This is a genomic window from Moraxella sp. CTOTU48717, assembly GCF_032057165.1.
GTDB classification, from domain to species: domain Bacteria; phylum Pseudomonadota; class Gammaproteobacteria; order Pseudomonadales; family Moraxellaceae; genus Faucicola; species Faucicola tetraodonis.
Genome location: NZ_DAMBBC010000015.1, coordinates 40,362 through 64,075 on the forward strand (window position 1 = coordinate 40,362; position 23,714 = coordinate 64,075).

A 23,714-nucleotide genomic window follows, 5' to 3' on the forward strand; every position below is an offset into this window, starting at 1 on the left:
AAAAAAGGCAGTGTTCAATGACTGCCTTTTTTATGCGGGATAAAAACTTAATCTTCTTTATATTTGTCATGACAGGATTTACAGCTAGCGCCCAAATCGCCAAATTGGGTTTTGATGCCATCAACACTGGTTGCAGTCGCAGCGGCGGCATTGAGGGCACTGGCAGCGGTTTTAAATTTATCAATGTGCTGTTGGAACCCTGCAGCATCGCTCCAAATTTCATCTTTTGCTTCACCGCCTTTGGCTGTCTCTGGATAATGCACCCAAGGATTTTGGTTAAGTTTGTCGGCGGCGGCTTTGACTTGCGCGGCATCAAATTTGCTTGGATCTTTGACCATCGCACCAATGGTTTGATTGGTTTTTTTCCAATCTTTCATGATTCTTTCACGCGCTTTTTTGTGGTCTTCTGGCGTCATGTTAGGGTCAACTGCCGTGGTCGACGTCGTTGTGGTACTTACCGTAGCGGTTGCCGTTGCACCATTGGCGCTAGCGGTAACTGTGGTAGCAGGCGCTGAAGCAGTAGTTGTGGTTGTGGTTTCTGTTTTTTTATTACAGCCTACCAACGCCATGGCAACGATTAATGGGGTGGCAAATTTTAATGCAGTCGACATCGTCCCTTCCTTCCGTGTTTTTGGTTTATATGAATTAAATAATGAATGTTATTATCAGAGTGTGGATTAATCATCTCTAAGGATTTTAACAAGTATTGGCAAAAAAATTATTATGATTTGGTAACTAAGCCTAACCACTGTGCCTACCCACTATGTGAGATAGGGTGTGGTTTTTTGATTAAGTGCTTTGTAGTTTGATTGCTTTGCCTTGGGCTTTGATGGGCTTACCTTGTAGGACGGCTTGGGCGATTTTGATATGTTTAGGGTCATGAAAACCTGTGATGTGATACAAGGTTAGACCTTCGGCATTGTAGATGGTCATCCCATCGGTAGTGGGCTCAATGCTATCGCTAGGCAATAATTGATAACTTGTGACTTTAGCACCTTGGTGATGGCTAAAACCCTGTTGGGTCAGTCGCAGCTCACCCCCTGCTAAAGTCGCCACCTCTTTTTTTCGGTTGAATGATTGCCACGCAACACTTGCAATAATGGTTAGTAAAATCATCAGCGAGCCGCTGGCAACTGAGAGCATTTTAAATGCCATCAATAGCCCTACCCCGGCAATTGCGATACCCACCCAAAGTATTTGGGTCAACATGGTGCGTGTCGCCGCTTGACTTTGCAGACCAATGGTAACGCCTGTCTCGGTGACTTTTAACATACTAATCTCTATGACAATTAAAAGGGCGTAGCGCCTACGCCCTTACTAGCCTAGCCTTTTTTGTTAGGCTGTTTTACCAACCTAGCACCGCTTGTTGTTCAGCAATCAGCTGTTTGATGCCTTCTTCGGCAATCGCTAGCATCTCATCCACTTGCGCACGGGTAAAAGGTTTTTCTTCGGCCGTGCCTTGGATCTCGATAAACTCGCCTTTTTGCGTCATCACGACGTTAAGATCTGTGTCACAGCTTGAGTCTTCGCTATAGTTCAAATCCAAGAGTACTTCACCATTTTTGATGCCCACAGAGACCGCTGCTACCAAGCCAACCAAAGGATCGGCTTTGAGTTTTTTGGCGGCTTGCAGTTTTTCTAACGCATCGACCAATGCCACAGCCGCACCGGTGATACTGGCAGTACGGGTACCGCCATCGGCTTGCAGCACGTCACAGTCGATATGGATGGTATTTTCCCCAAGCTTTTCAAGATCTAGCATCGCCCGTAAGCTACGACCAATCAACCGCTGAATCTCTTGGGTACGACCTGATTGTTTACCTTTGGCGGCTTCGCGTTGGGTACGCTCGTGGGTCGCGCGTGGCAACATACCGTATTCAGCGGTAATCCAGCCTTTACCTGTGCCTTTGAGCCAGCGCGGTACTTGGGTTTCGATACTGGCGGTACATAGCACTTTGGTATCACCATAGCTGACCAACACGGCACCTTCAGCATGTTTGGTAAAGTTACGCACAAAACTCATTGGGCGAAGTTGGTTGTTTTCACGATTATCGATACGCATAAGATTCCCTAAAAGACCGCCTTGACGGTTTGGTAGATAGTTTTTAAGCAATGGGCAAAAATTACAGTGGTTTTATGCTACCTTGCCAACCCAGTTTTAGCAAGACAATTCCGTCGGCAACATAGCAGGTTGCTATTCAAGTCCTTCGCGCTTACGTAGCTCTTTACGTAAAATTTTACCAACATTGGACTTGGGCAGACTATCGACAAACTCGACATAGCGTGGGCGTTTATAGCCACTTAAGTGCTGTTTACCAAACGCCAGTAGTTGCTCAGCGGTGACACGGTTATGTTTTCTGACCACGAATATTTTGGGCTCTTCGCCGCGCGTCGCGCTTGGTACCCCAATCGCCACACACTCGAGTACATCGGCATGCTCTAGCATCACTGACTCAATCTCATTTGGGTAGACATTAAACCCTGACACCACAATCATGTCTTTTTTACGGTCAACGATTTTGATAAAACCGCGCTCATCAATGATGCCAATATCGCCTGTGCGCAAATAGCCTGTTGCGGTAAACGCATTAGCAGTCTCAACCGGTATATTGCGATACCCCACCATCACTTGCGGGCCTTTGACGGCGATTTCGCCGCGTTCACCAATGCGCACAGGTTGGTCATTGTTATCCAATAAGATGATGTCTGTGGCAGGGGTTGGTAGCCCGACTTTGTTGGTAAATTCTGCGATAGTTAATGGATTAAAGGTAATCACAGGCGCGGTTTCTGAGAGCCCATACCCTTCGATAATCGGCAACCCTGTGATGGTGTGCCATTTTTTAGCAACGCTGGGTAGGATTGCCATGCCGCCGCCAATGGTGGCTTTGAGTTGGGAAAAATCGAGCCTTCGAAATTCAGGATGCTGTATCAAGGCGCTAAATAGCGTATTGACCCCCAAAATAAAATGCGGCGGTGTACGCCTTAGCGTATTGACCAGTTCATTGATATCACGTGGATTGGGCACGAGCCTTGAGGCAAAACCACGATATAAAATAAAAACACAGCAAATGGTGAATGAAAATACATGATACAGCGGCAACGATGCCAAAATAATATCTTCCTGCCCTTCTTCATCATACGCGCTGCGAATCAACGCATCGATTTGCAGCAAATTGGCAATCACATTACCATGACTGAGCATCGCGCCTTTTGCCGTCCCTGTGGTACCACCGGTATATTGAATTAATACGATATTCGATAACGTGAGATTTGGGCGCTCATAAGCCTTGCTAGCGCCCGCTAATAACTGACTAAAATAAATCCAATTACCTTTGGGCGGCAAATCGGTGGTCGCTGAGACCATATTGATTAACGCGCCTTTGAGCTTACTTTTTAAATCGCCCAAACGACAGATGATTAAATGATGTAAATCGCGGTTAAGGTTATCGGCAATGTCTTTATAGGTATAAATAAATTTATCTAATATAAACAACGCCTTGATATCGGCATCATCCATTTGGTGCTCAAGCTCGCGACTGGTGTAGGAAGGATTCATACTCACCAGTACCATGCCAGCACGGATGACGCCAAGGGTAATCACAGGATATTGCAAAATATTGGGCAACATCACGCCAACCGCGTCACCGACCTTGAGCCCTAACTGCTGTAAATAAATGGCAACTTTTAGACTCAGTTTATCTAGCTGCTCGTAACTAATCTCTTGATCATCGCAATAATACGCCACTTGCCGCGCATGTTTGGCAAACCCCGCTTCTAAGATGTCAATCAGCGACGTTTGTTCATCTGGCATATCGATGGTACTACAAATGTTATAGCGCTCGTAGCTAATCAGCCACGGTTGCTGATTTTTTTCCCATTCATACATCTCATGCATCGGGCGCTCATTGATTGGTGAAATAGCGTCATCCATAAACTCAGTATTACCCGTAACAGCCGATTGGTATTCCCAATTTTATAAGGTTAGGCGGGTGCGCTGCAATAAAAAACCCAACTAATCTGATATAGAAAAGCTGGGTTTTGGCAACAAGCATTAGCTTACTTTTTTTCTTCAAGTTTACGCAGTTCTTTGCGCAGGATTTTGCCAACATTTGATTTTGGCAATTCATCCACAAATTCAACTTTACGCGGACGTTTATAACCCGTCAACTCGCTTCGCGCGTATTGCAGCAACTCTTGCTCGGTGAGGCTTGGGTCTTTACGTACCACAAACGCTTTTGGCACTTCACCGCTTTTTTCGCTCGATACCCCAATCACCCCAACTTCCAACACTTTAGGATGTGCCGCTAGCACTTCTTCAACTTCGCTTGGATAGACATTAAATCCTGATACCAAAATCATGTCTTTTTTACGGTCAACGATTTTGAAATAGCCTTGCTCATCAACGACAGCGATGTCACCGGTTTTGAAATAACCATCTGCTGTCATTACTTCGGCAGTGGCTTCAGGACGCTGCCAATAGCCTTTCATCACTTGTGGACCTTTAACTGCAATCTCACCACGCTCACCTGCTGCGACTTCATTGCCGTTGTCATCGAGCAGCTTGATGTCGGTGTTGGGCAGCGGGATACCGATTTTGGCGCTAAATTTCTCTTGCGTCAAGGGGTTTAGGGTGACAACGGGTGAAGTTTCGGACAAGCCGTAGCCTTCTAAAATATTGGTACCTGTAATACGTTTCCACTCTTCGGCGGTTGAAGGCAATACCGACATACCACCGCCAAGCGACAAACGCAATTTGCTATGGTCTAATGCCCGAAAACCAGTATGGTGCGCCAAACCATTAAATAATGTGTTCACCGCTGGGAAAAATACTGGCTTATATTTTGCTAGTTCTTTGACAAAACTGTCCAAGTCGCGGGGGTTTGGAATCAATACACCGGTAAAGCCCATGTTCATACCTAGTAACGCACAGGCGGTAAATGAGAAAATATGGTAAAGCGGTAAGGCAATGACGGCGTACTCACCTACCATTTGATTGGGGAATACTTGTCTGGCGAACTCTTGGCACTGTAGCATATTGGATACCAAGTTGCTGTGGGTAAGCATCGCACCTTTGGCAACCCCTGTGGTGCCGCCCGTGTACTGTAGTACCGCAACATCACTGCCTTTGATACCCTCTGGGCGCTGATAGCGACTGGCAGACGCTTGCTTGATTACACTCTTAAATGTCACATGCCCGTCAATTTGCCAAGCTGGAATGGCTTTTTTGACATACTTGACCACGGTATTGACTAGCATACCTTTGAACGTACCCATCAAATCACCGATTGAACAGACGATAACGTGATCAACCATTTTTTTGCCGATATCTTGATAGGTTTTGGCAAAGTTTTCAACGATAAATAACGCTTTGGCTTGCGAGTCTTCTAACTGATGCGCTAATTCATGAGCGGTGTATAGTGGATTGACATTGACCAAGATAAAACCTGCGCGGATGATACCAATCATACACACTGGGTATTGCAAGATATTTGGCATCATCACCGCAACGGTATCGCCTTTTTTTAGACCCAATCCCTGCAAATACGCCGCGATTTGGCGGCTATAAGTGTCTAGCTGACGATAGGTCAAGCTACTACCCATGCACACAAATGCATCACTATCATTGAATTGTTCGAAATTCTTTTCAAAAACATTTATTAGGCTGACTTCGTCACCGGGCATTTGCATGTTATAGTTCATGCCGTAATGCTGGTAAGTCTTTAACCAAGGTTTCTCATGATGATCGGTAAGCTTTGGCGCATGGGGCTGCGCTTCCCTATTATCGACGGGAGTATCGATGGGAGTATCGATAGGCGCAGTGTCTTGGGCATTGTTGTCAGGGGTTTGAGCTGAGGTGGTTGATTCATTCATGAGAAGTTATTTCCTTAAGGTATACCGTCTATCAGTAAGTATGCGGTCTATCAGCGAATAGCATATTGATAATTAAAAGAATTTTTATAAAAAGGTCAATCCCACTGCTAAAAATTATATTAAAAATCGCGGCCAAATGTACTATTAACATACTAAATATTTACTTAATTCTCAAGCCTATTCTCTGTACTTATGGGATGATAAAAATGATTTCGCGTCGAAATAGTTATCCTTTATTTGACCGTTAAAGCGGTTACAGTGTCCAGTTATCTTTAAAAGGCGTTTTTGCGACACAGTTTGACGTGTAAAACTGGGCAAATTTGCCATGTCATGGATTAACACTTGTTTTTCTACTCTCAAGCTTTATGATATTTCCTCATACTTCTTATCTCCCTTTTGAACTTTCTTTCTTTTGCACTTTCTTTTATTTTTTGTCATTGATTAAGTAACCATTATGTCTGATACCCTTGTAGCAAAAACTACCAAACCAAAAGATTTGAACAACCCCACTCGCTCAGTCGCTGAATTTACCGAAAACGCGTATTTGAACTATGCGATGTACGTCATCATGGATCGGGCATTGCCACACATTGCGGATGGACTCAAGCCTGTGCAGCGCCGTATCGTGTATGCGATGAGCGAGCTTGGGCTCAAAAATACTGCCAAACCCAAAAAATCAGCGCGCACTATCGGTGACGTCATTGGTAAATACCATCCGCATGGCGACTCCGCCTGTTATGAAGCCATGGTATTGATGAGTCAGCCGTTTAGCTACCGTTATCCACTCATTAGCGGTCAAGGCAACTTCGGCTCGCCCGATGACCCAAAATCCTTCGCTGCGATGCGCTATACCGAAGCCAAGCTATCGGCTTATGCCAATACTTTGCTAAACGAGCTTGGTCAAGGCACGGTCGATTGGCAAGACAATTTTGACGGCACCTTGCAAGAACCCGTCACCTTGCCTGCCCGTCTACCGAACATCTTGCTCAACGGCACAACGGGCATTGCGGTCGGTATGGCAACCGATATACCGCCACATAACTTGTCTGAAGTGGTCAAAGGCTGCATTGCGCTGCTTAAAAAACCCACGATGACGGAAAAAGAGCTGGCAAAGTACATCCCTGCACCCGATTTGCCGACCAAAGCAGAAATCATCACCTCGCCTGAGGATTTGCTACAGCTATATACAACGGGTCGTGGTAGCTACAAAATGCGCGCTACTTATCATGTCGATGACAAAGAAAAAAACTTAGTCATCATCGATGCGCTACCCTATCAAATATCCGGCAATAAAATCATTGAGCAAATTGCCAATTTAATTAATGCCAAAAAACTGCCTTGGGTAACTGACATCCATGACGAATCCGACCACCAAAACGCTTGCCGTATCGTGCTTGAGCTGCGCTCTAACCGTGTTGATATCGAGCCGATGATGAGCCATTTGTTTGCCAGTACCGACCTTGAGAGTAATTACCGAGTTAATCTCAACATGATTGGCACCAATGGCAAACCCCAAGTCAAATCACTGCTGAACATTCTTACCGAATGGCTCTCTGTGCGCCGAGATACCGTCACGCGCCGTCTACAATACCGCTTGGATAAAATCGAGCAGCGCCTGCATATCTTGGCAGGTTTGCTGATTGCCTATCTGCATATTGATGAAGTGATCCGTATCATCCGTGAGGAAGACGACCCAAAAGCAGAATTGATGACCCGCTATGATTTGACCGAAATCCAAGCCAACGCAATTTTGGACATTCGTCTGCGTCAACTGGCGCGCCTTGAAGAAATTGAGCTCAAACGTGAACAAAGTGACCTAGAAGCAGAAAAAGCCCAAATCGAAGCATACTTGAACAACCCAGATAAATTGACTGGCTTAATGATTGAAGAGCTCACTGCCGATATGAAAGAGCATGGCGACAAACGCCAATCACCGATTGTAGAACGCACGGAAGCCACCGCGCTTAAAGAAACTGACCTAGCCCCCAGCGAGCCTGTGACAGTCATCGTGTCAAAATCAGGCTGGATTCGCTCCGCCAAAGGTCACGATGTCGATGCCGCCAATATGAATTACCGTTCGGGCGATGCCTATCTTGCCCATGCGCAAGGCAAATCCAATGAAAAAGTCTATCTCATGGATAACACCGGTCGCAGCTATCGCCTCGATGCCCATACCTTACCCTCCGCGCGGGGGCAAGGCGAGCCGCTTACCAGCCTGCTAAAACCTACGGGCGGAGCAAGTTTTGTCAATGTGCTGATGGGACAAGATGACAGTAAGCTCATCATGGCAAGCTCACAAGGCTATGGCTTTATCAACACTTTTGCTGATCTTGATACCAACCAAAAAGCGGGCAAAAACGTGATTAATTTTGATGACGCCTATAGTTTAATAACCCACCAAATTGGTGAGCAAGATACGCTAGTTGGCGTGGTCAGCTCGGCAGGGCATTTGCTGGTATATCCATTGACTGAGTTACCGATGATGAAAAAAGGCAAAGGCAATAAGCTGATTGATTTAAAAGACGGTGACAGTGTGGTCGCCATCACCACCTTTAGCGAAGGGGATAGTTTGTCATTGGACAGTGGTAAACGCACCTTGACGCTCAAACCGATGGATATTGCCAATTTTATGGGTACACGCGGTCGACGCGGCGCACTCTTGCCAAAAGGGTTTCAAAAGGTGAGTGGGGTTCAAAAAATCTAATGGATAAACAATTAGATTTTGACTATATTCGCTTTGAATGGGACATTAGTAAAAATACTAGTAATCAAACCAAACATGGATTATCCTTTGAATTAGCGATTTATGCGTTCTTTGACGAACAGGGTTTTAGTGAAAGACATCAAATTGTCGATGGTGAACAGCGTTGGCGTACTTTGGGTATGATTGATGGTTGTGTGGTTGTTTTTGTGGGGCATTTGACCCATTATGATGATAAAAATACTGAGGTTGTAAGGATAATTACTGCCCGCAAAGCAACCAAACAAGAAGAGAGAGAATACTATGGCTACCGTTAGTATGACATTTAAAAAAGGGGAACGACCACCTGCCTTAACTGCTGAGCAAAAAGCGATGCTTACTCGGTTGAAAGCAATGCCCGATAGTGAGATTGATACCAGTGATGATTGGGGCGATTTGGAAGCCTTAACCATTGAGTCAGATAAGCATTTGGTTGAAGACTTTGCTAAAGTCTGCGAAAGCCAACGCTTGAGTATGAATGAGGTGATTAATCAGTTGATGCAGTCTTATGTTAAACAATTTAACACTGTTTAGCGTATAACAGTTGCATTAAAGGCTTTGGACATTGCCAACTTTATGGGCGTGCGCGATAGACGCGGAGCACTCTTACCAAAAGGGTGTTAAAAGGTGGATGGTGTAGAGAAATTTTGATTTCACTGGATAAATAATTTAGCCCATCATACCAATAATCGGTAAGATATGATGATTAATAAACATTTTTCACATAAATTTTTTGAAATAAGGTCAGTTCTATCATATGGAATGGATTATTGGGATTATTATTTTTATTTTAATTGGTGGGTTGATTGAATTATTTGATCACCAAGGAATTAGAGGTAAATTGTCAGCTATTTTTGGCTGGATAGCATTGATTTCTTCTCTCATAGTTATAGGCTGCATGGTCTTTCTGTCTTATGTTGGTGTTTGGGTCATTTATATTGGCGTACCAACAATTCTAATTAGCAGTTTTTTATGGTGGCTTGTAATGCCAAAAAATAAGAATTAACAAGCGAATAATTAAAAATGAATCAAAATAAAAACCAACTTACCACTACAACAGGAAATGGCGTAGCGTTAAGAAATGCGAGTAAGAGTTTAAAAATCACCAATAAGTTATTGGCAGAAGTTGATGATTTTGATAAACATTGGGAATGGTGGTTGTCGCTTGAGGATTATTATAGAGCATTGTTTTTAAAAAATGTTTTAGATTTGGATATTGTAGAGTATGAGTGGGTATGGGTAGAGAATTTAGAAAAGTACAATTTTGTACTCACTAAGTTGGATATAGATTGGTTTAACAAAACCCAAATAATAGCTCATTTAAAAAAAATATTTTTTTTAAATGAGCTATATCTACCTAGAGAAGGCATCGAAGATATCTGTTGTTTAGGTTATTTAAAGGATATTACCACTTTAGAGTTATGGGAAAATGCAATTAATGATATTTCGGATATATCTAACCTTAAACGATTATGCACTCTCAATCTTAATAGTAATAATATCACAGATATTACAGCGTTGAGTAATTTATACAGCCTAACTGACTTAGACCTAGGTTTTAATCAAATCACTGACATTTTTCCTTTGGCTAAACTAACTAATCTAAATAGCTTAATATTGTATCGAAATCAAATTCAGAGTGTTTCTGCTTTAGACAAGTTAATAAATATAAAGCGATTAGAATTGAGTTTTAATAACATAGAAAGAATTGAATCTTTGAGCAATATATTAAATTTAGAAAAATTAAATTTATGGGGTAATCAAATATACGACATATCATCGTTAAGTAATTTAGCCAATATAATTGAGCTTGAATTGACTGATAATAATATAACTGATATAGCACCTTTGTCGAATTTGACAAAACTGGAAACTTTAGGGCTAAGAAATAATCGAATAAATAATATAACCCCCTTAATAAAATGTATCAATTTAAAAGAATTATTTTTATGGGATAATTATATTACAAATATCGACATATTATCTAATCTGAAAAATTTGGTTAGATTAGATTTAAGACAAAACCAGATTAACAATATATCTGCACTAGCCAATTTAAAAAAATTGGAATGGCTGAATTTACAGAACAATCCCATTCTTTTATATCAGATTGATTGGCTACGCCAAAATTTACCTAATTGCGAAATAATTTTTTAGGAAGTATTGAATGCCTTTTTTTGATACAGAATTTGTAAGAAAAGAATTAGATTTAGCTTTCATACAAAATTCAGAACTAAGATTGTTAAACTTGATTAAAAGCAACTCATTTTTGTTAAGCGAATTATACGATAGACATTACGGAATTAGACCAAATTTTAATGAAGTTAGTTTTGGTGATAAATATCGTTGCGATTTTTGTTGGTTGAATGACAATTCAGATGGTGCAGAATGGGTAATTGTGGAGATTGAAAAACCCAAAATGAAATTATTTACTAAACAAGGCGAGCCTACAAGCGACCTGAACCATGCCATAGAACAGATAAAATCTTGGCAAAGATACTTTGATAGATTTCCACATGAAAAATCAAGAATTTTTGGGGCTGTTTCTCGCTTTCGCTGGATATTAGTGGCAGGTGATAGAAATGATTGGTTAGAGCATGAAGCACTTAACTGGAGAGAACATAATAATCGCACCACGAATATTGAAGTTAGAAGTTCAGATATTTTTTATAAGGCTTTAAACAAATATGAGAAAATTACAGACCATTTTTGGAGTTTTGAAGTAAATCCAGTTTCCTTGCCAGCAAAAGATTTACAAACTTATTGCCTGAATGACGATTATTTAAATTTTTGGAAACAAAGACTAAACTAGAGCATAAAAATGCAAACCGAAGCCCTATTTGAAAACATCGCCGACCGCATTGAGCAAGAACTCACCCAAGCTGAACAATCCATCTACATTGCAGTCGCATGGTTCACCAACTCACGCCTATTTAACGCCCTTTTAGACAAAGCCAAACAAGGCATCACTGTCCAACTACTCATCAGCAACGACCCCATCAACCAACAAAGCCCCATCGACTACAACCAACTTAACATCGGCAACTCAGTCACTTATCTTATCGGTGATGGCAAAGACGATTTAATGCACAACAAATTTTGTATCATCGACGAATATACTGTCATCAACGGCTCTTACAACTGGAGTAAAAAAGCCGAACGCAACCACGAAAACATCATCATCACCACAGGTGATAGCGTCCTTGCCCAATCATTTATCAAACAATTCAAAAAAATCCGTAATAGCTACTTCGACCACCAAGACCATATCCCCGACTTACCACTCGACAAAATCATCAAACGCCTAGAAATACTCAAAAACTACGTCATCTTAGAAGACCTAGACGACATCACCCGAGAAACCGCCAAACTTCAAGTCTTTAGCTTTCAACAGGACATCAACCAAATAACTCATGCCTTACAATTGCACCAATTTAGCACCGCTATTGGGTTAATAAATGATTTTATCAAAAATCACCAAGCCATTGTTATTTACAATGATATTGACTTAGTGGCTCTAAAACTTGAGATTCGACAACTTGAGCATCAGTTAAACGCTTACGATAATGAGAAAATTGAGCTCGAAAAATTACTAAGTGAATTTAATTATAGACATACTAAAGAATTAGGCTCCTATATTAGTAGACTCTTACATTTACGCAAATTGTCGTGCGAAAATGACCCAGAAGCTTATGCTGAAGCTGTCCAAGACGAAGCTGAATATCACGAACAAATTGAAATTGAAAATGCCAAAACCATTTTTGAACTAGACGCACAACAACGCAAAGACCTAAAAAAAGCCTATCGCAAAGCCAGTCAAATTTGCCATCCAGACCGAGTGAGCGAAGACATGAAAGACGTTGCCGAACAGCTTTTTATTCAGCTCAACCAAGCCTATGAACAAAATGATATTGCGACAGTCAATAAAATCTTGGCAGAACTCGAACAAGGCATTTTCGCCCCACGCTCCGAAACAGTCAGCGAAAAATCACAACTACAAGCCATTATCACTCAGCTAAAATTTAAAATTAGCCAAATTGAAACTGAGATTTTTGAGTTAAAAGACGATAAAACTTACCAAACGATTAGCGAAATTGATGATTGGGATGAGTATTTTAACCAAACCAAAGAACAGCTAATTGATGAAATCGTCAGGTTAGAGCAAAAATTGAAGGAAGCAAAACCATTTTTTGGCTTTTTTAAAAGTTAAGTTATAGAAACTATATAAATTAACTGAACGCATTGCCGCACTTCTAAGAAGCCCGTAATAATTCAACACAAAAACCGTATTTAACCGTTGGCAGAAAATCGCTATGCTCTGCCAACCCTCTCATCAAAATTAATCTTCCTATGTACGACTCCGTATTCCAAGACATCAAAACCCATATCGTTAGCTTCACAGGCTTAGAGCGAGATGCCCTGCATATTTATGTTGGTATTGCGGTATTTCTTATAATAAGCCTACTTTTTAAAAATCACCGCTACCGTTGGTTTATTGCCTTATTCACGGTGATTGCTGCTGCCAGCATGGGTGAAGTGCTAGACAGACATGACCAACTTATAATTGACAAGCACTGGTACTGGCAAGGCAGTGTGCATGATATAGTAAACACCTGCTTTTTCCCGACCCTTTTTACCTTGATACTCACCTTTACCCATTTTTTTGAGCGAAACTTTGAGCGAAATAGTGCCCAAGCTCATGGTTCAAAACGTTAATTGGCTATCAACTTTTAGCAAACTTTTGGTTCAATCTTGGCAAACTCAGCGATTCGGGGTAAAGTAACCTCATTTTTCACAGTATTTTTAACACCCCAGTATTTTTAAAATCCCGGTACTTTTAAAATCACAGTATTTTAAAATTAGCTCTCTCGCATATATGGACAGCCAACCCCTTATGAATCCGCAATTACAACTTTTGCATCCTTATCCATTTGCCAAGATGGCAACCTTGCTACAAGGCATCACCCCAAACCCAGACTATGCCCCGATTAAACTGGGTATCGGTGAGCCGCAGCACACACCGCCACAGTTTGTGTTAGACGTCATCAAAGACAATTTGGCTAAAATCCAAAATTACCCCACCACCAACGGTTTGCCCGAGCTGCGCCAAGCGATTGCCGATTGGGTACAGCGCCGTTTTCAGGTCAAACAATTAAATGCCGACACCCAAGTGTTACCGGTGATGGGTACACGTGAGGCGCTATTTAGTTTTGTGCAAGCGGCGTTTAACCGTGAGGATAGCAAACGACCTTACGTGGTGATGCCCAATCCGTTTTATCAGATTTATGAAGGGGCGACGCTGCTCGCTGGTGGACAGCCGTATTTTGTCAATTGTACTGCCGACAATAACTTTGTCGGTGACTATGACAGCGTGCCAAGCGAGGTTTGGGAAAAAACCCAACTGGTCTTTGTGTGTAGTCCAAACAACCCAACTGGCTCGGTGATGGATATGGCGCAGTGGCAACGTCTGGTTGAGCTATCGGATAAATACGGCTTTATCCTAGCCAGTGACGAGTGCTACAGTGAGCTGTACTTTGATACGCCGCCAATTGGACTACTTGAAGTCTGCGCCAAACTCGGACGCGATGATTTTGCCAATTGCGTGGTGTTTCATTCGCTGTCAAAGCGCTCCAATCTACCAGGCATGCGCTCAGGATTTGTGGCAGGTGATGCCAAGCTACTAGCGCCGTATGCCCAGTACCGCACTTATCAAGGCTGTGCGATGCCGATTCATCATCAGATGGCTTCGATTACCGCGTGGCAAGATGAAGCCCATGTGGAAGAAAACCGCAAACTATATCGCCAAAAGTTTGATTTATGGATGGACAAGCTGTCAGACAAATTACCCCTACGCCGTCCTGATGCCGGTTTTTATTTTTGGTTACCGGTACAAGATGATGAGCAGTTTGTCAAAGTGATTTATGAACAGCTAAATATCCATGCGCTTGCAGGGCGTTACCTATCTCGCGATACGCCCTCATACCAAAAGAACAGCGGTAACGCTGGTAAAAACCATGTGCGGATGGCATTGGTTGCAGATATCGCACAAAGCAGCGAGGCGATTGACCGATTGCTGAGCTTAGACTTATCAAATTTGGTGTGATTTTTCATAAAAAAAGTGATGGCTAGCTACCATCACTTTTTTTGACTTTTTATAAGCATTCAGCTTGTAAAGATTCAACGTACAACGACTGCTAGTCTTCAAGATTTTTTAGCAGGGTACTGACCTGTGCCAGTCGTTTGCGTTTTTGGTGGATGTCATGGCTGACAAAGATGTCATCGGTTTCAGGTAACATAAACCAATCTGGGTGGCGAAACGTGTTCTCAATATCTTGTAAGCCACTTTCCCAGTGTTCTTGCATGGTTGAGCCGCTAAACTCATAGTCTTTATAGCCGCGCTCATAAGTCTTTTTGTGATAAATCAGATGAATCACGTTTTTGACACCGACTTCTGTCATTTCGCGGGCTTTGTTGACGCACAGTTCTTCAACTTTATCAACTTTAGCATCGTCATCGATGATTTTGAGTAACTCTTTGATAAGGCGCGTATAACGCAGCTTTTGCGCCATAAAGTCAGTAACCATGCGGGTTTTGCTGGAATATTGGATGTCTTTGATGCGCTCGTCAATCTCCATCATATTCTCTGGCACCGTGCCCTTGGCATTCCACAAATCCACTTGGAAAATCAATTGCTTGAGGTGCTCTTCATGGCTTAAGATTTCATTGAGCGGCGTGTTGGACACCAATCCGCCATCCCAATAATACTCCCCATCAATCTCAACCGCTGGAAAACCTGGCGGTAGTGCACCCGATGCAATAAAGTGATCGTAGTGCAGTTCTTCATTTTCATTGCTAAAAATAGCAAAGTTACCGTTACGCACATTGACCGCAGACACCGATACTTTCATCCGATTGACGTCATTGACCAGTTTTAAATCACAATAACGCTCCAGGGTTTCGCGCAGCTTGTCGGTGGTGTAATAGCTTAAGTGATTGGGGGTGGTGTCATACGGCACAAAATAACGCGGTTTAAAAAAGCCACGCTGTCCTTCAATCATGGTTTGCCAAGCCTCAGCGGTAGATTCCATCACCCGCAGCTGCTGCTTTAAAAAGCCATTTTCAAATATCCACGGCATAAAATGGCTTACCATGTCAATCTTGCTGAGTTTATCTAACTCATTGGCCGTTTGACGGTAGATGTTCATCCCTGCAGGGGTGTAGTTACGATGGGTGATGGTGTTCCAAAACCCTTGCAGCGCTGCCAAGCGGTTCTCCGGACGGTTACCTGCGATGATGGCGGTATTGAGCGCCCCAATTGAAATACCTGAGATACGGTCGATTTTGATGCCTTGTTTATGCAGCCCTTCATAAATCCCTGCTTGGTAGGCACCAAGCGCACCGCCACCTTGCAGCAGCAACGACACGCTATCGTATTGTTTGACCAATTCTTTGAGCGGTGGCGTGCCTTGTGGTGTGGGCTGATTGGGGTTTGGGTTTGGCGGTTCTATCGCCATGATTGGTGATGAAGTATCAGTTACCGGCTGGGGTGGTTGCACAGGTGTGGAAATAGTTTTTCTAGTTGACATAGTAATCTCATCATCCATAAATATATTGTTTTTTTATCGTATAGAAGATATATCACTCAAGTATTGTAGCAAGATTTTATAGTGACAAAATGATGTATGTGTGAATTTTTTTAGGATTTTGTCATTCATGAGCCTTTGATTAAATATCTACATTGTTGCTTAAATATCTATGTTGTATCAAGGTGAATACGTGCAATTTTAAAAAGCTGACTTCTAGTAAAAAAAGCGGCGCAATCATTGTTGTATTTAGAACGTAGGTATTTAGAGCGGAGATATTTGAAGCCTAAATATCTGGAGCCTAAATATCTGGAGCCTAAATATCTGGAGCCTAGATATTTAGAGCCTATGCGCTACGCCCGTATCTTTTTAGCTAACAATTTGCCGTTTAAATGGACAGTTAATCGCCCAAATGCACGTCTTTGACAATCACTTGCTGATGGATGGGAAAATTACCGAGCGTCGCCCCTGCTTTGCGGTCAGCAAAATAATGTTGCAGTGTTTCAATGACATTTTGGAACGCCAAGTCTTCCCAAGGAATGTCTTCTTCGGCAAACAGCGCACATTCTAGACTCTCGATGCCCACCCCAAATTTGCCATCTTTGAGCGAGCCGATAAATATCATATGAATCTGTCCGATATCGGGTATGTCGTATAGACAATATAACTCTAATGCACTGCCGATGGCTTCGGCTTCTTCAAAGCACTCACGATTGCCGCCATCTTTCATCGTCTCGCCAAGCTCCATAAAGCCTGCAGGCAACGTCCAATAACCATGCCGCGGTTCAATCGCGCGGCGACAGAGCAAAACTTTATCTTCATGGATGAGTAAACAGCCATTGATGACTTTGGGATTTTCGTAATGGATGTAGCCACAAGACGGACACACAATGCGCGGCAGACTGTCCATCGGCGGGATTTTGGTTTCGGCTAGATGACCGCATTGCAGGCAGTAAGGCATGGCATTTTCCTATTATTTTTATGTTTTGTGAGGTGAAAGTCGTTTTAAGTATGGTAGCATTGATTGCAGGTTTTTACATGATAAAAATGATTTGAGCAGCCGATTATGAGAAAGTTTAGCTTAGTATTTAGCTGGGTATTAAGTTTGGGATTATTAGCAGGTTGTAGCGTCCTGCATACCCAGCCTAGTATGCAAAAACCTGTCTCAGCTATGCCAGCTTTACCGCTTGATAGTGATATCGACAATAGACAATTAGTTTTAGATAAATTCGGTCAACTCAAAGCGCCCTATAAACATTGCGAAATTGCCCATTAAATTTTGATGAATTAAAAATTATGTCCACAACTAGATTTCAAAGTCCCTTACTGACCCAACTGGCTGAGCGAATCGCAAAACTGCCATTCGACCCCACGCCGCAGCCGTATTCGGTACTCATCGCCATTACCAATGAAGCTGAGCCAAAAGTTTTGTACTCGTTGCGCGCTTCGGATATGCGAGAACATGCCGGCGAAGTATCATTTGCAGGTGGCAGACGCGAAGACACAGACGATAGCAACCAAGCTACCGCGTTACGAGAAACGCATGAGGAAACCGGTATTCATCCCAGTCAAGTGACTGTGTTGGGCGAATTACCCCTACAATTTGCCAAAAGTGGCAGACCTGTCAAGCCGATTGTAGGGGTAATACCACCCAGTGTTAACCTTGTGCCAGAGATGTGCGAAATTGCAAGGCTATTTTGGGCAGACTTAGCCACGCTTATTCACCAGCCGACCATCGATTATGCGTATGATTTGGGTCGCCAAGTGATGGTATCACCCAGCTTTATCATTGATGGCGAGACCGTGTGGGGCTTGACGGGACGCATCACCGCAAGCCTACTGGAAATGGGATTTGACCGCCAGATTGATTGGTATTTTAATGTTCACGATAAATAGCCAATCAACCACAAACCAATCACTGCAGCGCTGTCCACGCTAGCATTTCATCGAGCACGGCTTTGGCATTGCTATTATTTTTGACATTGTCGGCATTAATCATCCCAACCACTGCATACCATTTTCCTGATTTGCCTTGAACATAGCCTGCCATACTGGTGACATTATCAAGCGTGCCTGTTTTGATCCAAGCATGCCCAATGGCAGGGTTATTTGGCTGGCGCAGTTTGAGCGCTTTGATGGTACCCGACTCGCCTGCCACGCCCAACGAATCACGATATACGGTAAAATTGGGTGAATGATAAGCGAGAGTTAGCAGCGCTAACATACTATTGGGCGCCACGCGGCAATCACGGCATAAACCTGAGGCTCTAGTCATCACAGGGGGCTGTGCTTGGGGCAGCTTTTGTTGCCACCACTGGTGAATGTAGGCAAAGGTTTTTGGATAAGTGCTGATACGCTGCTTGTCGGCATACAGCGGTAGCGACAAGGCGATTTGTTCCGTCATCACATTGTTGGAGTGCTGATTGATGTCTTTGATTTGCTCGTGCAATGGATTGGATGCGACATAGCCAACCAATTTTGGGGTCAAGGGTTTGCCAAAGTATTTTAGGTATAAGCGAATATACCAAGGTAGCGCTTGCGGTATCGCCTTGGCTTGCTGCATATAAGCCACCGCAGGACTGGCAAATTCAACATTCCCTGTAAAGTTTGGCAAGATTTTTTGCCAGTCAGCGATAATTTGTTGTTTGACCAGTACATCCCCATCAGGAAACGTCAGATAGCGTTTTTGCTCACCACAGAAGGCGGACGCGGTTTGGTGAAAGCTCAATCCTGTGGACGTCAATGTTCCAATCCAATCATCTTGGTTGTTATTACAAGGCGCTTGACTGGCTTTAAGTGTTGTAGGCATAGTAAAGTTTGCCAGCGCAGGCTTTAGGATGACCTGATACGCGGCTACGTCTTTGGGATTAATCGAGGGTTTGCTTTGGATTTGCTCAAGATTTGCCGCGGGATTGTCGATATCTGTCGAAGCCGATGTTGTGGATCGCGTGACGCTGCTGGTATTAGGCTTTACGACCGGTGTGGCATTGGGTTTTGCTATTGGCACCAAATCCACTTCCACCGTACCAAAATTGGTCAATAAAGCATTGGGCTGGGCATTATAAGGGCGTAACCCTTTACCATCAAACGCATTAACATCAAAATCCACCCCTTCAAATTGGCGATTATCGATGATTAAATTGCCTTGTACCTGCTGTATACCCTGTGCTTTGATCATGGCAAGCAGTTGGTACAAGCGCTCGTTTTCCAGTTTTGGGTCGCCACTGCCTTGCACAATCACATCACCATAAAGCGTGCCTTTCCACACAAAACCATGCTGATATAATTTGGTTTGCCAAACAAAGTCTTTGCCCAAACTATCGAGCGCCACATAAGTGGGAATCAGTTTTTGCGTAGATGCAGGGGTACGTGGCACATCAGCATTATAACTAAACAAAGGCGTTTGGGGCGCAGTCGATGCTGCGCTTTGCGGATTTTCCGTTAACGGTTGTACCACCATACTCATGCTATCGGTCGGAATATTGGCTTGGGCAAGTTTGGCTTGAATCGCTTCAGGTAGCTTGTTGACTGGATCGCGCTGCCCCATGACTGCATGGCTTTGCTTGGTCACCGAATCAGTGAGTATTGGCGGCTGCACTTGTGTGGTATCTGACGTATGACCCACCAAGGACAGACAAGCCATCCCTAGCAACAAACCTGTTTTTAAAGACAATAATTGAGTGGCGCGGGTTTGCAGACCCACGGATTGGCGAGAATTTTTCATAACAACAGCAACAATGTGACGAATCTATACTAGGTATCGAATCTTATTAGGCAAAAATAAATTAGGCAAAAATAAGCTGTCACCTTAGCGCTTTTTGCCATAAAAATCCACCTGATTTCATAGCAAATCGGCTAAAATTAAGGCATTTAGACAAACTGCCGTAGCCTTCTGTTGCAATTCTCTACATTTCAATTTTCAGATATTTGCTAAACTGTCGCCTAATTACTACATTGCAGTCACTGCTATTGCCGTTTTGGGTTTCAATCGAGAACGCTGACCCCTTGCTTTGGGGTGTTGGGTCAAAATTATTTAGGTTAAAAAAATTTATGTTAAACAAATCTATCGCCACCTCTGCCATGACTATAGGTGCTATGAGTGTCGTGCTAGCGTTATCTGCATGCTCAAAAAAAGATGACAAAGCCGCAACCACCACTGCTTCTGCAACGACGACTACCACCACGTCAGCTTCTACGACTACTGCACCTTTGGCAGCATCCCAAGCCATCTCTAGCGCGCCTGCTAGTGCTGCTGCTGTTACCACCACCGCTTCGTCAACCACAACTACTGTCACCACGCCAGCGACTGCAGAAAAAACCGCCAACGTTAGCAGCGCCCCTACAGTTGCCGCCAATAATGCCGCGGCTGCAACACCCAATCTTGCCCTAAAAGCGGATTTGACTCAGTTATTTAAAACCTTAAATGAGCTTGACCGCACTACCCAAGCCAAACAAGCAGAAATGGCAAAAAAAATGCAAAACGCCAAAACGCCTGCTGACCAACAAGCTTTCTTTAAAGAAGTGGTGGCACAGTTAGACTTGCAAAAAGCCACGCTCAACAAACTAAAATTTAATGACCCGCGTGTCGCACAAACCCGCGATAAAATGGTTGAAAGTATCACCAATAGCCGTGCCGGTACGGCGGCTTTAATCAAAAAACCAACGGCAACCCCAGAGACCAATCCAGAAATTGCTAAGTCGATGGAAAAAGCGCAAAAATCTGCCGAAGAAGCCCGTACCATGTTGATGCAATTAACCCAAGAAGCAGGCATCAAACCAAAAGGCGCAGACGCCGCGGCTAGCAAAAAATAAAGTCATTTTTAGATAAAAAACTCTCATGATGAGAGTTTTTTTATGTCGGTTAGCTTTTATGACTTCATAAGCCCGCTATGACTGCATCAAGTGGGTGAATAACATGGCAGTCATAATGGCATCATTGAGGGCATTATGGGCAGGTAATCGCGGGATTTGGTATTCTTCTAGCAGTTGATTGAGGTGTGGTAACTGCCCAACTTGGCTGGGGTCATGTCGATGCTGATTTTGTTGATACAAGCGACTGACATCGACAAGTTTATTAGCCAGTTCCACCCCTAAAAACGGTTTGGCAATGGCATTTAAAAACGCCATATCCATGTCCACACAAAACCCAATTATCGGACGGTTTTTAAGCATGGGCAATAATTGGGTGAGCATCTCGTCATACGATAAGCCATTGTCGACATCTATCGGTCTTAATCCGTGAATCACAATGGTGTCATCGGTGGGCATCACAGGCGGACGGCATACCAATGACAGCGCGCTATCGGTATCAATCACAAACCCGTCACTTTCTTTGCGTACCCGTACTGCACCGACACTTAAAATATAATCTTGTTTGGCATTAAGCCCGGTCATTTCTAGATCTAGGCTCACCCACTCATTGGGGACTTTAGATAGCGGGTTATCAAACAGATAAGCGTACTCCGGCTTGCTGAGCCGCTGTTTTTGTCGCTCAAGTTTTTGACCGTCGAACAGATTTTTGATGCGATTAAACATGGTTTTTCTCTAGGCAATTAACACTATCTATTTCGTTAAAAAATATCTTTAATTAAAAAATATCTAGGCGATAATGATGGGTAATAAAGGTTTTAAAATCTTTGACCATCGCCAAACATTCTTTTAACAAGTCTTTTTCTAGGGCTGATAAGTGATTGGGATTTACCACTCGCGCTTTTCTATCTTGTGTGGTCAATGCCACATCCAGTCGTTTTGCCATAAAAAAATCCAGTGCTTCTGCCAGATTTTGCGCCATGGTATCATCTAGCACGTGTTGCTGTGCCAGCTGCTGCAGCCGGTTTCTGGTGTTGGTATCAGTGATATGATATTCCAGTGACAAGGCTCGCACGCCATGGACAATCGGGAATATCCCTGCTTTTTTTAGGTCAATATCAGTCTCACTGCCACCGACAAATTTTTGCCACCAACCACTGCTATCGCCAAATTGCAAAATTGGTTTGGCAAAACGGTTGATAAAGTTGCTAGTCGCCACATTTTTCGCGCTGACTTGCCAATGTTTTTGCAGCTGCTCAAAGAGCTTAATATCGCCGCAAACAAAATGCGCATCGACTAAGGTCGCAATCCACATCATATCTTCACTACTGCCACTCACGTACCATGCGGTGATTTGTTTTTCAAAGGCGGTTGAAGTTTTTCGCCAACGCTCGTTGCTAAGCATAATCTTGCCATCACAATAGGGATAACCCATATTCGCCAATGCCTCATTGAACTGCGCCGCATAGCTGGGCAGATTGTCATCTTTAAAACCATTGCGGATAATTAGCGCGTTGTCTTGGTCAGTACGCAAGATTTGTTCACCACGCCCTTCTGAGCCCATCACAAACAGACAGGTATTGTAGAAGGTGATAGCAGGCACAATCAGCTGCCATACCTTGGCGAACACTTGTAAATTCAAGCTTTGCACCATACGGCTGATAACATGGATTTTGATGCCGCTGGCGTGCTGCTCACGGATAAATTTACCAATCAATTCCACCGCCACCGCAACATCCTCTAAGCTCTGCGCTTGCTCAATACGAGCGACGATAAGATTGGAATGGTTGGTTAAAAAGCTCAGTAATTCGGTTTGCCCCAAAATCCCAATGATTTGACCTTGACTGTCAATAATGGGTAAACGGTGGGTACGAGTTTGTAGCATGGTTAGCAAGGCTTCACTGACATCTTGCGATTGATGCACGGTATGGATTTTAAAATTGGTAAAGTCCAGCACAGGCGTAGTGGCAAAATCAACTTTTTGTCCAATCGCTCGGCATACATCGGTTTGGGTAAAAATACCGATGCGCTCGACATACGCTGCGATGGTGGATTTTTCGACGCCTTGTGCGATGAGTTTGTCACGCTCCGCTTCGGTCATTCGCGCTTGTGACTTAACCAAAATATGCTTGATGTCAAATTGGTTCATCGCCATCGTGGCATCGTATAGGGTTGCCGTATCATCGACAAAATGCGGTGGTTTGATATGCTGTCCCAAATTGGCAATCGGTTGATATAGCAGTTTTTGACTTTCACTTTGGGCAAGGCGGGCTTGGTGATGGTTAAGACGGGCAGCGACATCGGCAAACAAGGCGTTTTTTAAGCTGGGATTTTGCTCAGTGATTGCGCTTAGCACTTGGCCATCGATACGGTACATCAGACTTTGCTGCTGGGTGATAAAGTTGAACACACCGTTTTGCCTGACCTTGGTATCAAACCAATCGCCTGCATTTAAGGTAGAAATCAACGCATCACCTTGTAATTGATGAACAAAGCCTTTAAGGATAATAAAAAAATCCCCTTGCCATCCTGCAGGTATGGGCTGTAAGTTGTCCAAATAGACGATTTTACTGTGCTGCTGCAGATGGGTTCGCTGCTGAGCGCTTAGTGTATCAAACGGGGGGTGGTGTAGATGTTGTATGTCCAAAGCCTGTATTGGTGAGCCACTCATATCACCATCCTTGTATTGCAGCTAAAAATAAATCTCATGT

At 43.4% G+C, this 23,714-nt stretch carries 22 protein-coding genes; 12 read left to right on the plus strand and 10 right to left on the minus strand.

What is annotated here, in order from left to right; translation table 11 throughout:
* Window positions 1-47: 47 nt before the first annotated feature.
* The 5 genes from RT084_RS09465 to RT084_RS09485 all read right to left on the minus strand — a co-directional run bounded on the left by RT084_RS09465 (window position 48) and on the right by RT084_RS09485 (window position 5,871).
* A complete protein-coding gene (locus tag RT084_RS09465) occupies window positions 48-611 on the minus strand; it encodes a c-type cytochrome (RefSeq protein WP_312385929.1) in 564 nt (187 codons plus the stop codon).
* Window positions 612-789: 178 nt separating this feature from the next.
* Entirely contained in the window at window positions 790-1,272 is a 483-nt protein-coding gene (locus RT084_RS09470) for a hypothetical protein (protein WP_312385928.1), read from the minus strand.
* Window positions 1,273-1,345: 73 nt separating this feature from the next.
* Window positions 1,346-2,062, minus strand: coding sequence for a ribonuclease PH (gene rph, locus RT084_RS09475; protein WP_312385927.1), 717 nt, complete (start codon window positions 2,060-2,062; stop codon window positions 1,346-1,348).
* A 132-nt stretch (window positions 2,063-2,194) separates the two neighbouring features.
* The gene (locus tag RT084_RS09480) at window positions 2,195-3,931 is read right to left on the minus strand and encodes an AMP-binding protein (RefSeq protein ID WP_312385926.1); all 1,737 of its coding nucleotides are present in this window, start codon (window positions 3,929-3,931) and stop codon (window positions 2,195-2,197) included.
* 125 nt (window positions 3,932-4,056) lie between these two features.
* Window positions 4,057-5,871 carry an AMP-binding protein gene (locus RT084_RS09485; protein ID WP_312385925.1) on the minus strand — a complete coding sequence of 605 codons (1,815 nt, stop codon included), beginning with the start codon at window positions 5,869-5,871 and terminating at the stop codon, window positions 4,057-4,059.
* Window positions 5,872-6,325: 454 nt separating this feature from the next.
* Here RT084_RS09485 and parC point away from each other — a divergent pair, with 454 nt between their 5' ends.
* The 9 genes from parC to dapC all read left to right on the plus strand — a co-directional run bounded on the left by parC (window position 6,326) and on the right by dapC (window position 14,714).
* Window positions 6,326-8,575: a DNA topoisomerase IV subunit A gene (parC, locus tag RT084_RS09490; RefSeq protein WP_312385923.1), complete on the plus strand. Its 2,250-nt coding sequence runs from the start codon at window positions 6,326-6,328 to the stop codon at window positions 8,573-8,575.
* Entirely contained in the window at window positions 8,575-8,889 is a 315-nt protein-coding gene (locus RT084_RS09495; RefSeq protein WP_312385921.1) for a BrnT family toxin, read from the plus strand. The genes parC and RT084_RS09495 overlap by 1 nt, the downstream gene beginning before the upstream one ends.
* Window positions 8,876-9,145 carry a hypothetical protein gene (locus RT084_RS09500; RefSeq protein ID WP_312385919.1) on the plus strand — a complete coding sequence of 90 codons (270 nt, stop codon included), beginning with the start codon at window positions 8,876-8,878 and terminating at the stop codon, window positions 9,143-9,145. Before RT084_RS09495 ends, RT084_RS09500 begins: the two co-directional genes overlap by 14 nt.
* Window positions 9,146-9,368: 223 nt before the next feature.
* Window positions 9,369-9,617, plus strand: a complete 249-nt coding sequence (locus RT084_RS09505; RefSeq protein WP_312385918.1) for a hypothetical protein — start codon at window positions 9,369-9,371, stop codon at window positions 9,615-9,617.
* Between the two features lie 17 nt (window positions 9,618-9,634).
* Window positions 9,635-10,768 carry a leucine-rich repeat domain-containing protein gene (locus RT084_RS09510; RefSeq protein WP_312385917.1) on the plus strand — a complete coding sequence of 378 codons (1,134 nt, stop codon included), beginning with the start codon at window positions 9,635-9,637 and terminating at the stop codon, window positions 10,766-10,768.
* A gap of 10 nt (window positions 10,769-10,778) precedes the next feature.
* On the plus strand, window positions 10,779-11,423 hold the full coding sequence (locus RT084_RS09515; protein WP_312385915.1) for a Shedu anti-phage system protein SduA domain-containing protein: 645 nt from the start codon (window positions 10,779-10,781) through the stop codon (window positions 11,421-11,423).
* Between the two features lie 9 nt (window positions 11,424-11,432).
* Window positions 11,433-12,821 (plus strand): phospholipase D-like domain-containing protein, encoded by a 1,389-nt coding sequence (locus tag RT084_RS09520; RefSeq protein WP_312385913.1) that lies wholly within the window; start codon window positions 11,433-11,435, stop codon window positions 12,819-12,821.
* A 140-nt stretch (window positions 12,822-12,961) separates the two neighbouring features.
* Complete coding sequence (locus RT084_RS09525; RefSeq protein WP_312385911.1) at window positions 12,962-13,327, plus strand: hypothetical protein; 366 nt, start codon at window positions 12,962-12,964, stop codon at window positions 13,325-13,327.
* A 178-nt stretch (window positions 13,328-13,505) separates the two neighbouring features.
* Window positions 13,506-14,714 carry a succinyldiaminopimelate transaminase gene (gene dapC, locus RT084_RS09530; protein ID WP_312385909.1) on the plus strand — a complete coding sequence of 403 codons (1,209 nt, stop codon included), beginning with the start codon at window positions 13,506-13,508 and terminating at the stop codon, window positions 14,712-14,714.
* Between the two features lie 91 nt (window positions 14,715-14,805).
* Here dapC and RT084_RS09535 read toward each other — a convergent pair whose 3' ends face one another.
* Together RT084_RS09535 and RT084_RS09540 are read right to left on the minus strand one after the other, a co-directional pair.
* On the minus strand, window positions 14,806-16,197 hold the full coding sequence (locus RT084_RS09535; RefSeq protein ID WP_312385908.1) for a patatin-like phospholipase family protein: 1,392 nt from the start codon (window positions 16,195-16,197) through the stop codon (window positions 14,806-14,808).
* Window positions 16,198-16,594: 397 nt separating this feature from the next.
* Window positions 16,595-17,155, minus strand: coding sequence for an NUDIX hydrolase (locus RT084_RS09540; RefSeq protein ID WP_312385907.1), 561 nt, complete (start codon window positions 17,153-17,155; stop codon window positions 16,595-16,597).
* Between the two features lie 105 nt (window positions 17,156-17,260).
* Here RT084_RS09540 and RT084_RS09545 point away from each other — a divergent pair, with 105 nt between their 5' ends.
* Both RT084_RS09545 and RT084_RS09550 read left to right on the plus strand, forming a co-directional pair.
* The gene (locus RT084_RS09545) at window positions 17,261-17,470 is read left to right on the plus strand and encodes a hypothetical protein (RefSeq protein ID WP_312385905.1); all 210 of its coding nucleotides are present in this window, start codon (window positions 17,261-17,263) and stop codon (window positions 17,468-17,470) included.
* A 20-nt stretch (window positions 17,471-17,490) separates the two neighbouring features.
* The gene (locus RT084_RS09550) at window positions 17,491-18,090 is read left to right on the plus strand and encodes an NUDIX hydrolase (protein ID WP_312385904.1); all 600 of its coding nucleotides are present in this window, start codon (window positions 17,491-17,493) and stop codon (window positions 18,088-18,090) included.
* 19 nt (window positions 18,091-18,109) lie between these two features.
* Here RT084_RS09550 and RT084_RS09555 read toward each other — a convergent pair whose 3' ends face one another.
* Window positions 18,110-19,918, minus strand: coding sequence for a D-alanyl-D-alanine carboxypeptidase/D-alanyl-D-alanine-endopeptidase (locus tag RT084_RS09555; protein ID WP_313099563.1), 1,809 nt, complete (start codon window positions 19,916-19,918; stop codon window positions 18,110-18,112).
* Window positions 19,919-20,244: 326 nt separating this feature from the next.
* Between RT084_RS09555 and RT084_RS09560 the strand changes: the two genes are divergently transcribed.
* A complete protein-coding gene (locus RT084_RS09560; RefSeq protein WP_203172387.1) occupies window positions 20,245-21,006 on the plus strand; it encodes a hypothetical protein in 762 nt (253 codons plus the stop codon).
* A 75-nt stretch (window positions 21,007-21,081) separates the two neighbouring features.
* On the opposite strand, the gene RT084_RS09565 is transcribed toward RT084_RS09560, so the two are convergent.
* A complete protein-coding gene (locus RT084_RS09565) occupies window positions 21,082-21,729 on the minus strand; it encodes a 3'-5' exonuclease (protein ID WP_312385900.1) in 648 nt (215 codons plus the stop codon).
* Window positions 21,730-21,781: 52 nt separating this feature from the next.
* On the minus strand, window positions 21,782-23,674 hold the full coding sequence (locus RT084_RS09570; RefSeq protein ID WP_313099571.1) for a putative nucleotidyltransferase substrate binding domain-containing protein: 1,893 nt from the start codon (window positions 23,672-23,674) through the stop codon (window positions 21,782-21,784).
* Between the last annotated feature and the right edge of the window lie 40 nt (window positions 23,675-23,714).

Bases quoted from the DNA above. Each gene is read 5' to 3' on its own strand.
- RT084_RS09570 (WP_313099571.1), bottom strand. From the start codon at position 23,674: ATGAGTGGCTCACCAATACAGGCTTTGGACATACAACATCTACACCAC.
- rph (WP_312385927.1), bottom strand. From the start codon at position 2,062: ATGCGTATCGATAATCGTGAAAACAACCAACTTCGCCCAATGAGTTTT.
- RT084_RS09525 (WP_312385911.1), top strand. From the start codon at position 12,962: ATGTACGACTCCGTATTCCAAGACATCAAAACCCATATCGTTAGCTTC.
- RT084_RS09555 (WP_313099563.1), bottom strand. From the start codon at position 19,918: ATGAAAAATTCTCGCCAATCCGTGGGTCTGCAAACCCGCGCCACTCAA.
- RT084_RS09480 (WP_312385926.1), bottom strand. From the start codon at position 3,931: ATGGATGACGCTATTTCACCAATCAATGAGCGCCCGATGCATGAGATG.
- RT084_RS09550 (WP_312385904.1), top strand. From the start codon at position 17,491: ATGTCCACAACTAGATTTCAAAGTCCCTTACTGACCCAACTGGCTGAG.
- RT084_RS09510 (WP_312385917.1), top strand. From the start codon at position 9,635: ATGAATCAAAATAAAAACCAACTTACCACTACAACAGGAAATGGCGTA.
- parC (WP_312385923.1), top strand. From the start codon at position 6,326: ATGTCTGATACCCTTGTAGCAAAAACTACCAAACCAAAAGATTTGAAC.
- RT084_RS09505 (WP_312385918.1), top strand. From the start codon at position 9,369: ATGGAATGGATTATTGGGATTATTATTTTTATTTTAATTGGTGGGTTG.
- RT084_RS09565 (WP_312385900.1), bottom strand. From the start codon at position 21,729: ATGTTTAATCGCATCAAAAATCTGTTCGACGGTCAAAAACTTGAGCGA.
- RT084_RS09540 (WP_312385907.1), bottom strand. From the start codon at position 17,155: ATGCCTTACTGCCTGCAATGCGGTCATCTAGCCGAAACCAAAATCCCG.
- RT084_RS09520 (WP_312385913.1), top strand. From the start codon at position 11,433: ATGCAAACCGAAGCCCTATTTGAAAACATCGCCGACCGCATTGAGCAA.
- RT084_RS09515 (WP_312385915.1), top strand. From the start codon at position 10,779: ATGCCTTTTTTTGATACAGAATTTGTAAGAAAAGAATTAGATTTAGCT.
- RT084_RS09470 (WP_312385928.1), bottom strand. From the start codon at position 1,272: ATGTTAAAAGTCACCGAGACAGGCGTTACCATTGGTCTGCAAAGTCAA.
- RT084_RS09500 (WP_312385919.1), top strand. From the start codon at position 8,876: ATGGCTACCGTTAGTATGACATTTAAAAAAGGGGAACGACCACCTGCC.
- dapC (WP_312385909.1), top strand. From the start codon at position 13,506: ATGAATCCGCAATTACAACTTTTGCATCCTTATCCATTTGCCAAGATG.
- RT084_RS09495 (WP_312385921.1), top strand. From the start codon at position 8,575: ATGGATAAACAATTAGATTTTGACTATATTCGCTTTGAATGGGACATT.
- RT084_RS09485 (WP_312385925.1), bottom strand. From the start codon at position 5,871: ATGAATGAATCAACCACCTCAGCTCAAACCCCTGACAACAATGCCCAA.
- RT084_RS09535 (WP_312385908.1), bottom strand. From the start codon at position 16,197: ATGTCAACTAGAAAAACTATTTCCACACCTGTGCAACCACCCCAGCCG.
- RT084_RS09560 (WP_203172387.1), top strand. From the start codon at position 20,245: ATGTTAAACAAATCTATCGCCACCTCTGCCATGACTATAGGTGCTATG.
- RT084_RS09465 (WP_312385929.1), bottom strand. From the start codon at position 611: ATGTCGACTGCATTAAAATTTGCCACCCCATTAATCGTTGCCATGGCG.
- RT084_RS09545 (WP_312385905.1), top strand. From the start codon at position 17,261: ATGAGAAAGTTTAGCTTAGTATTTAGCTGGGTATTAAGTTTGGGATTA.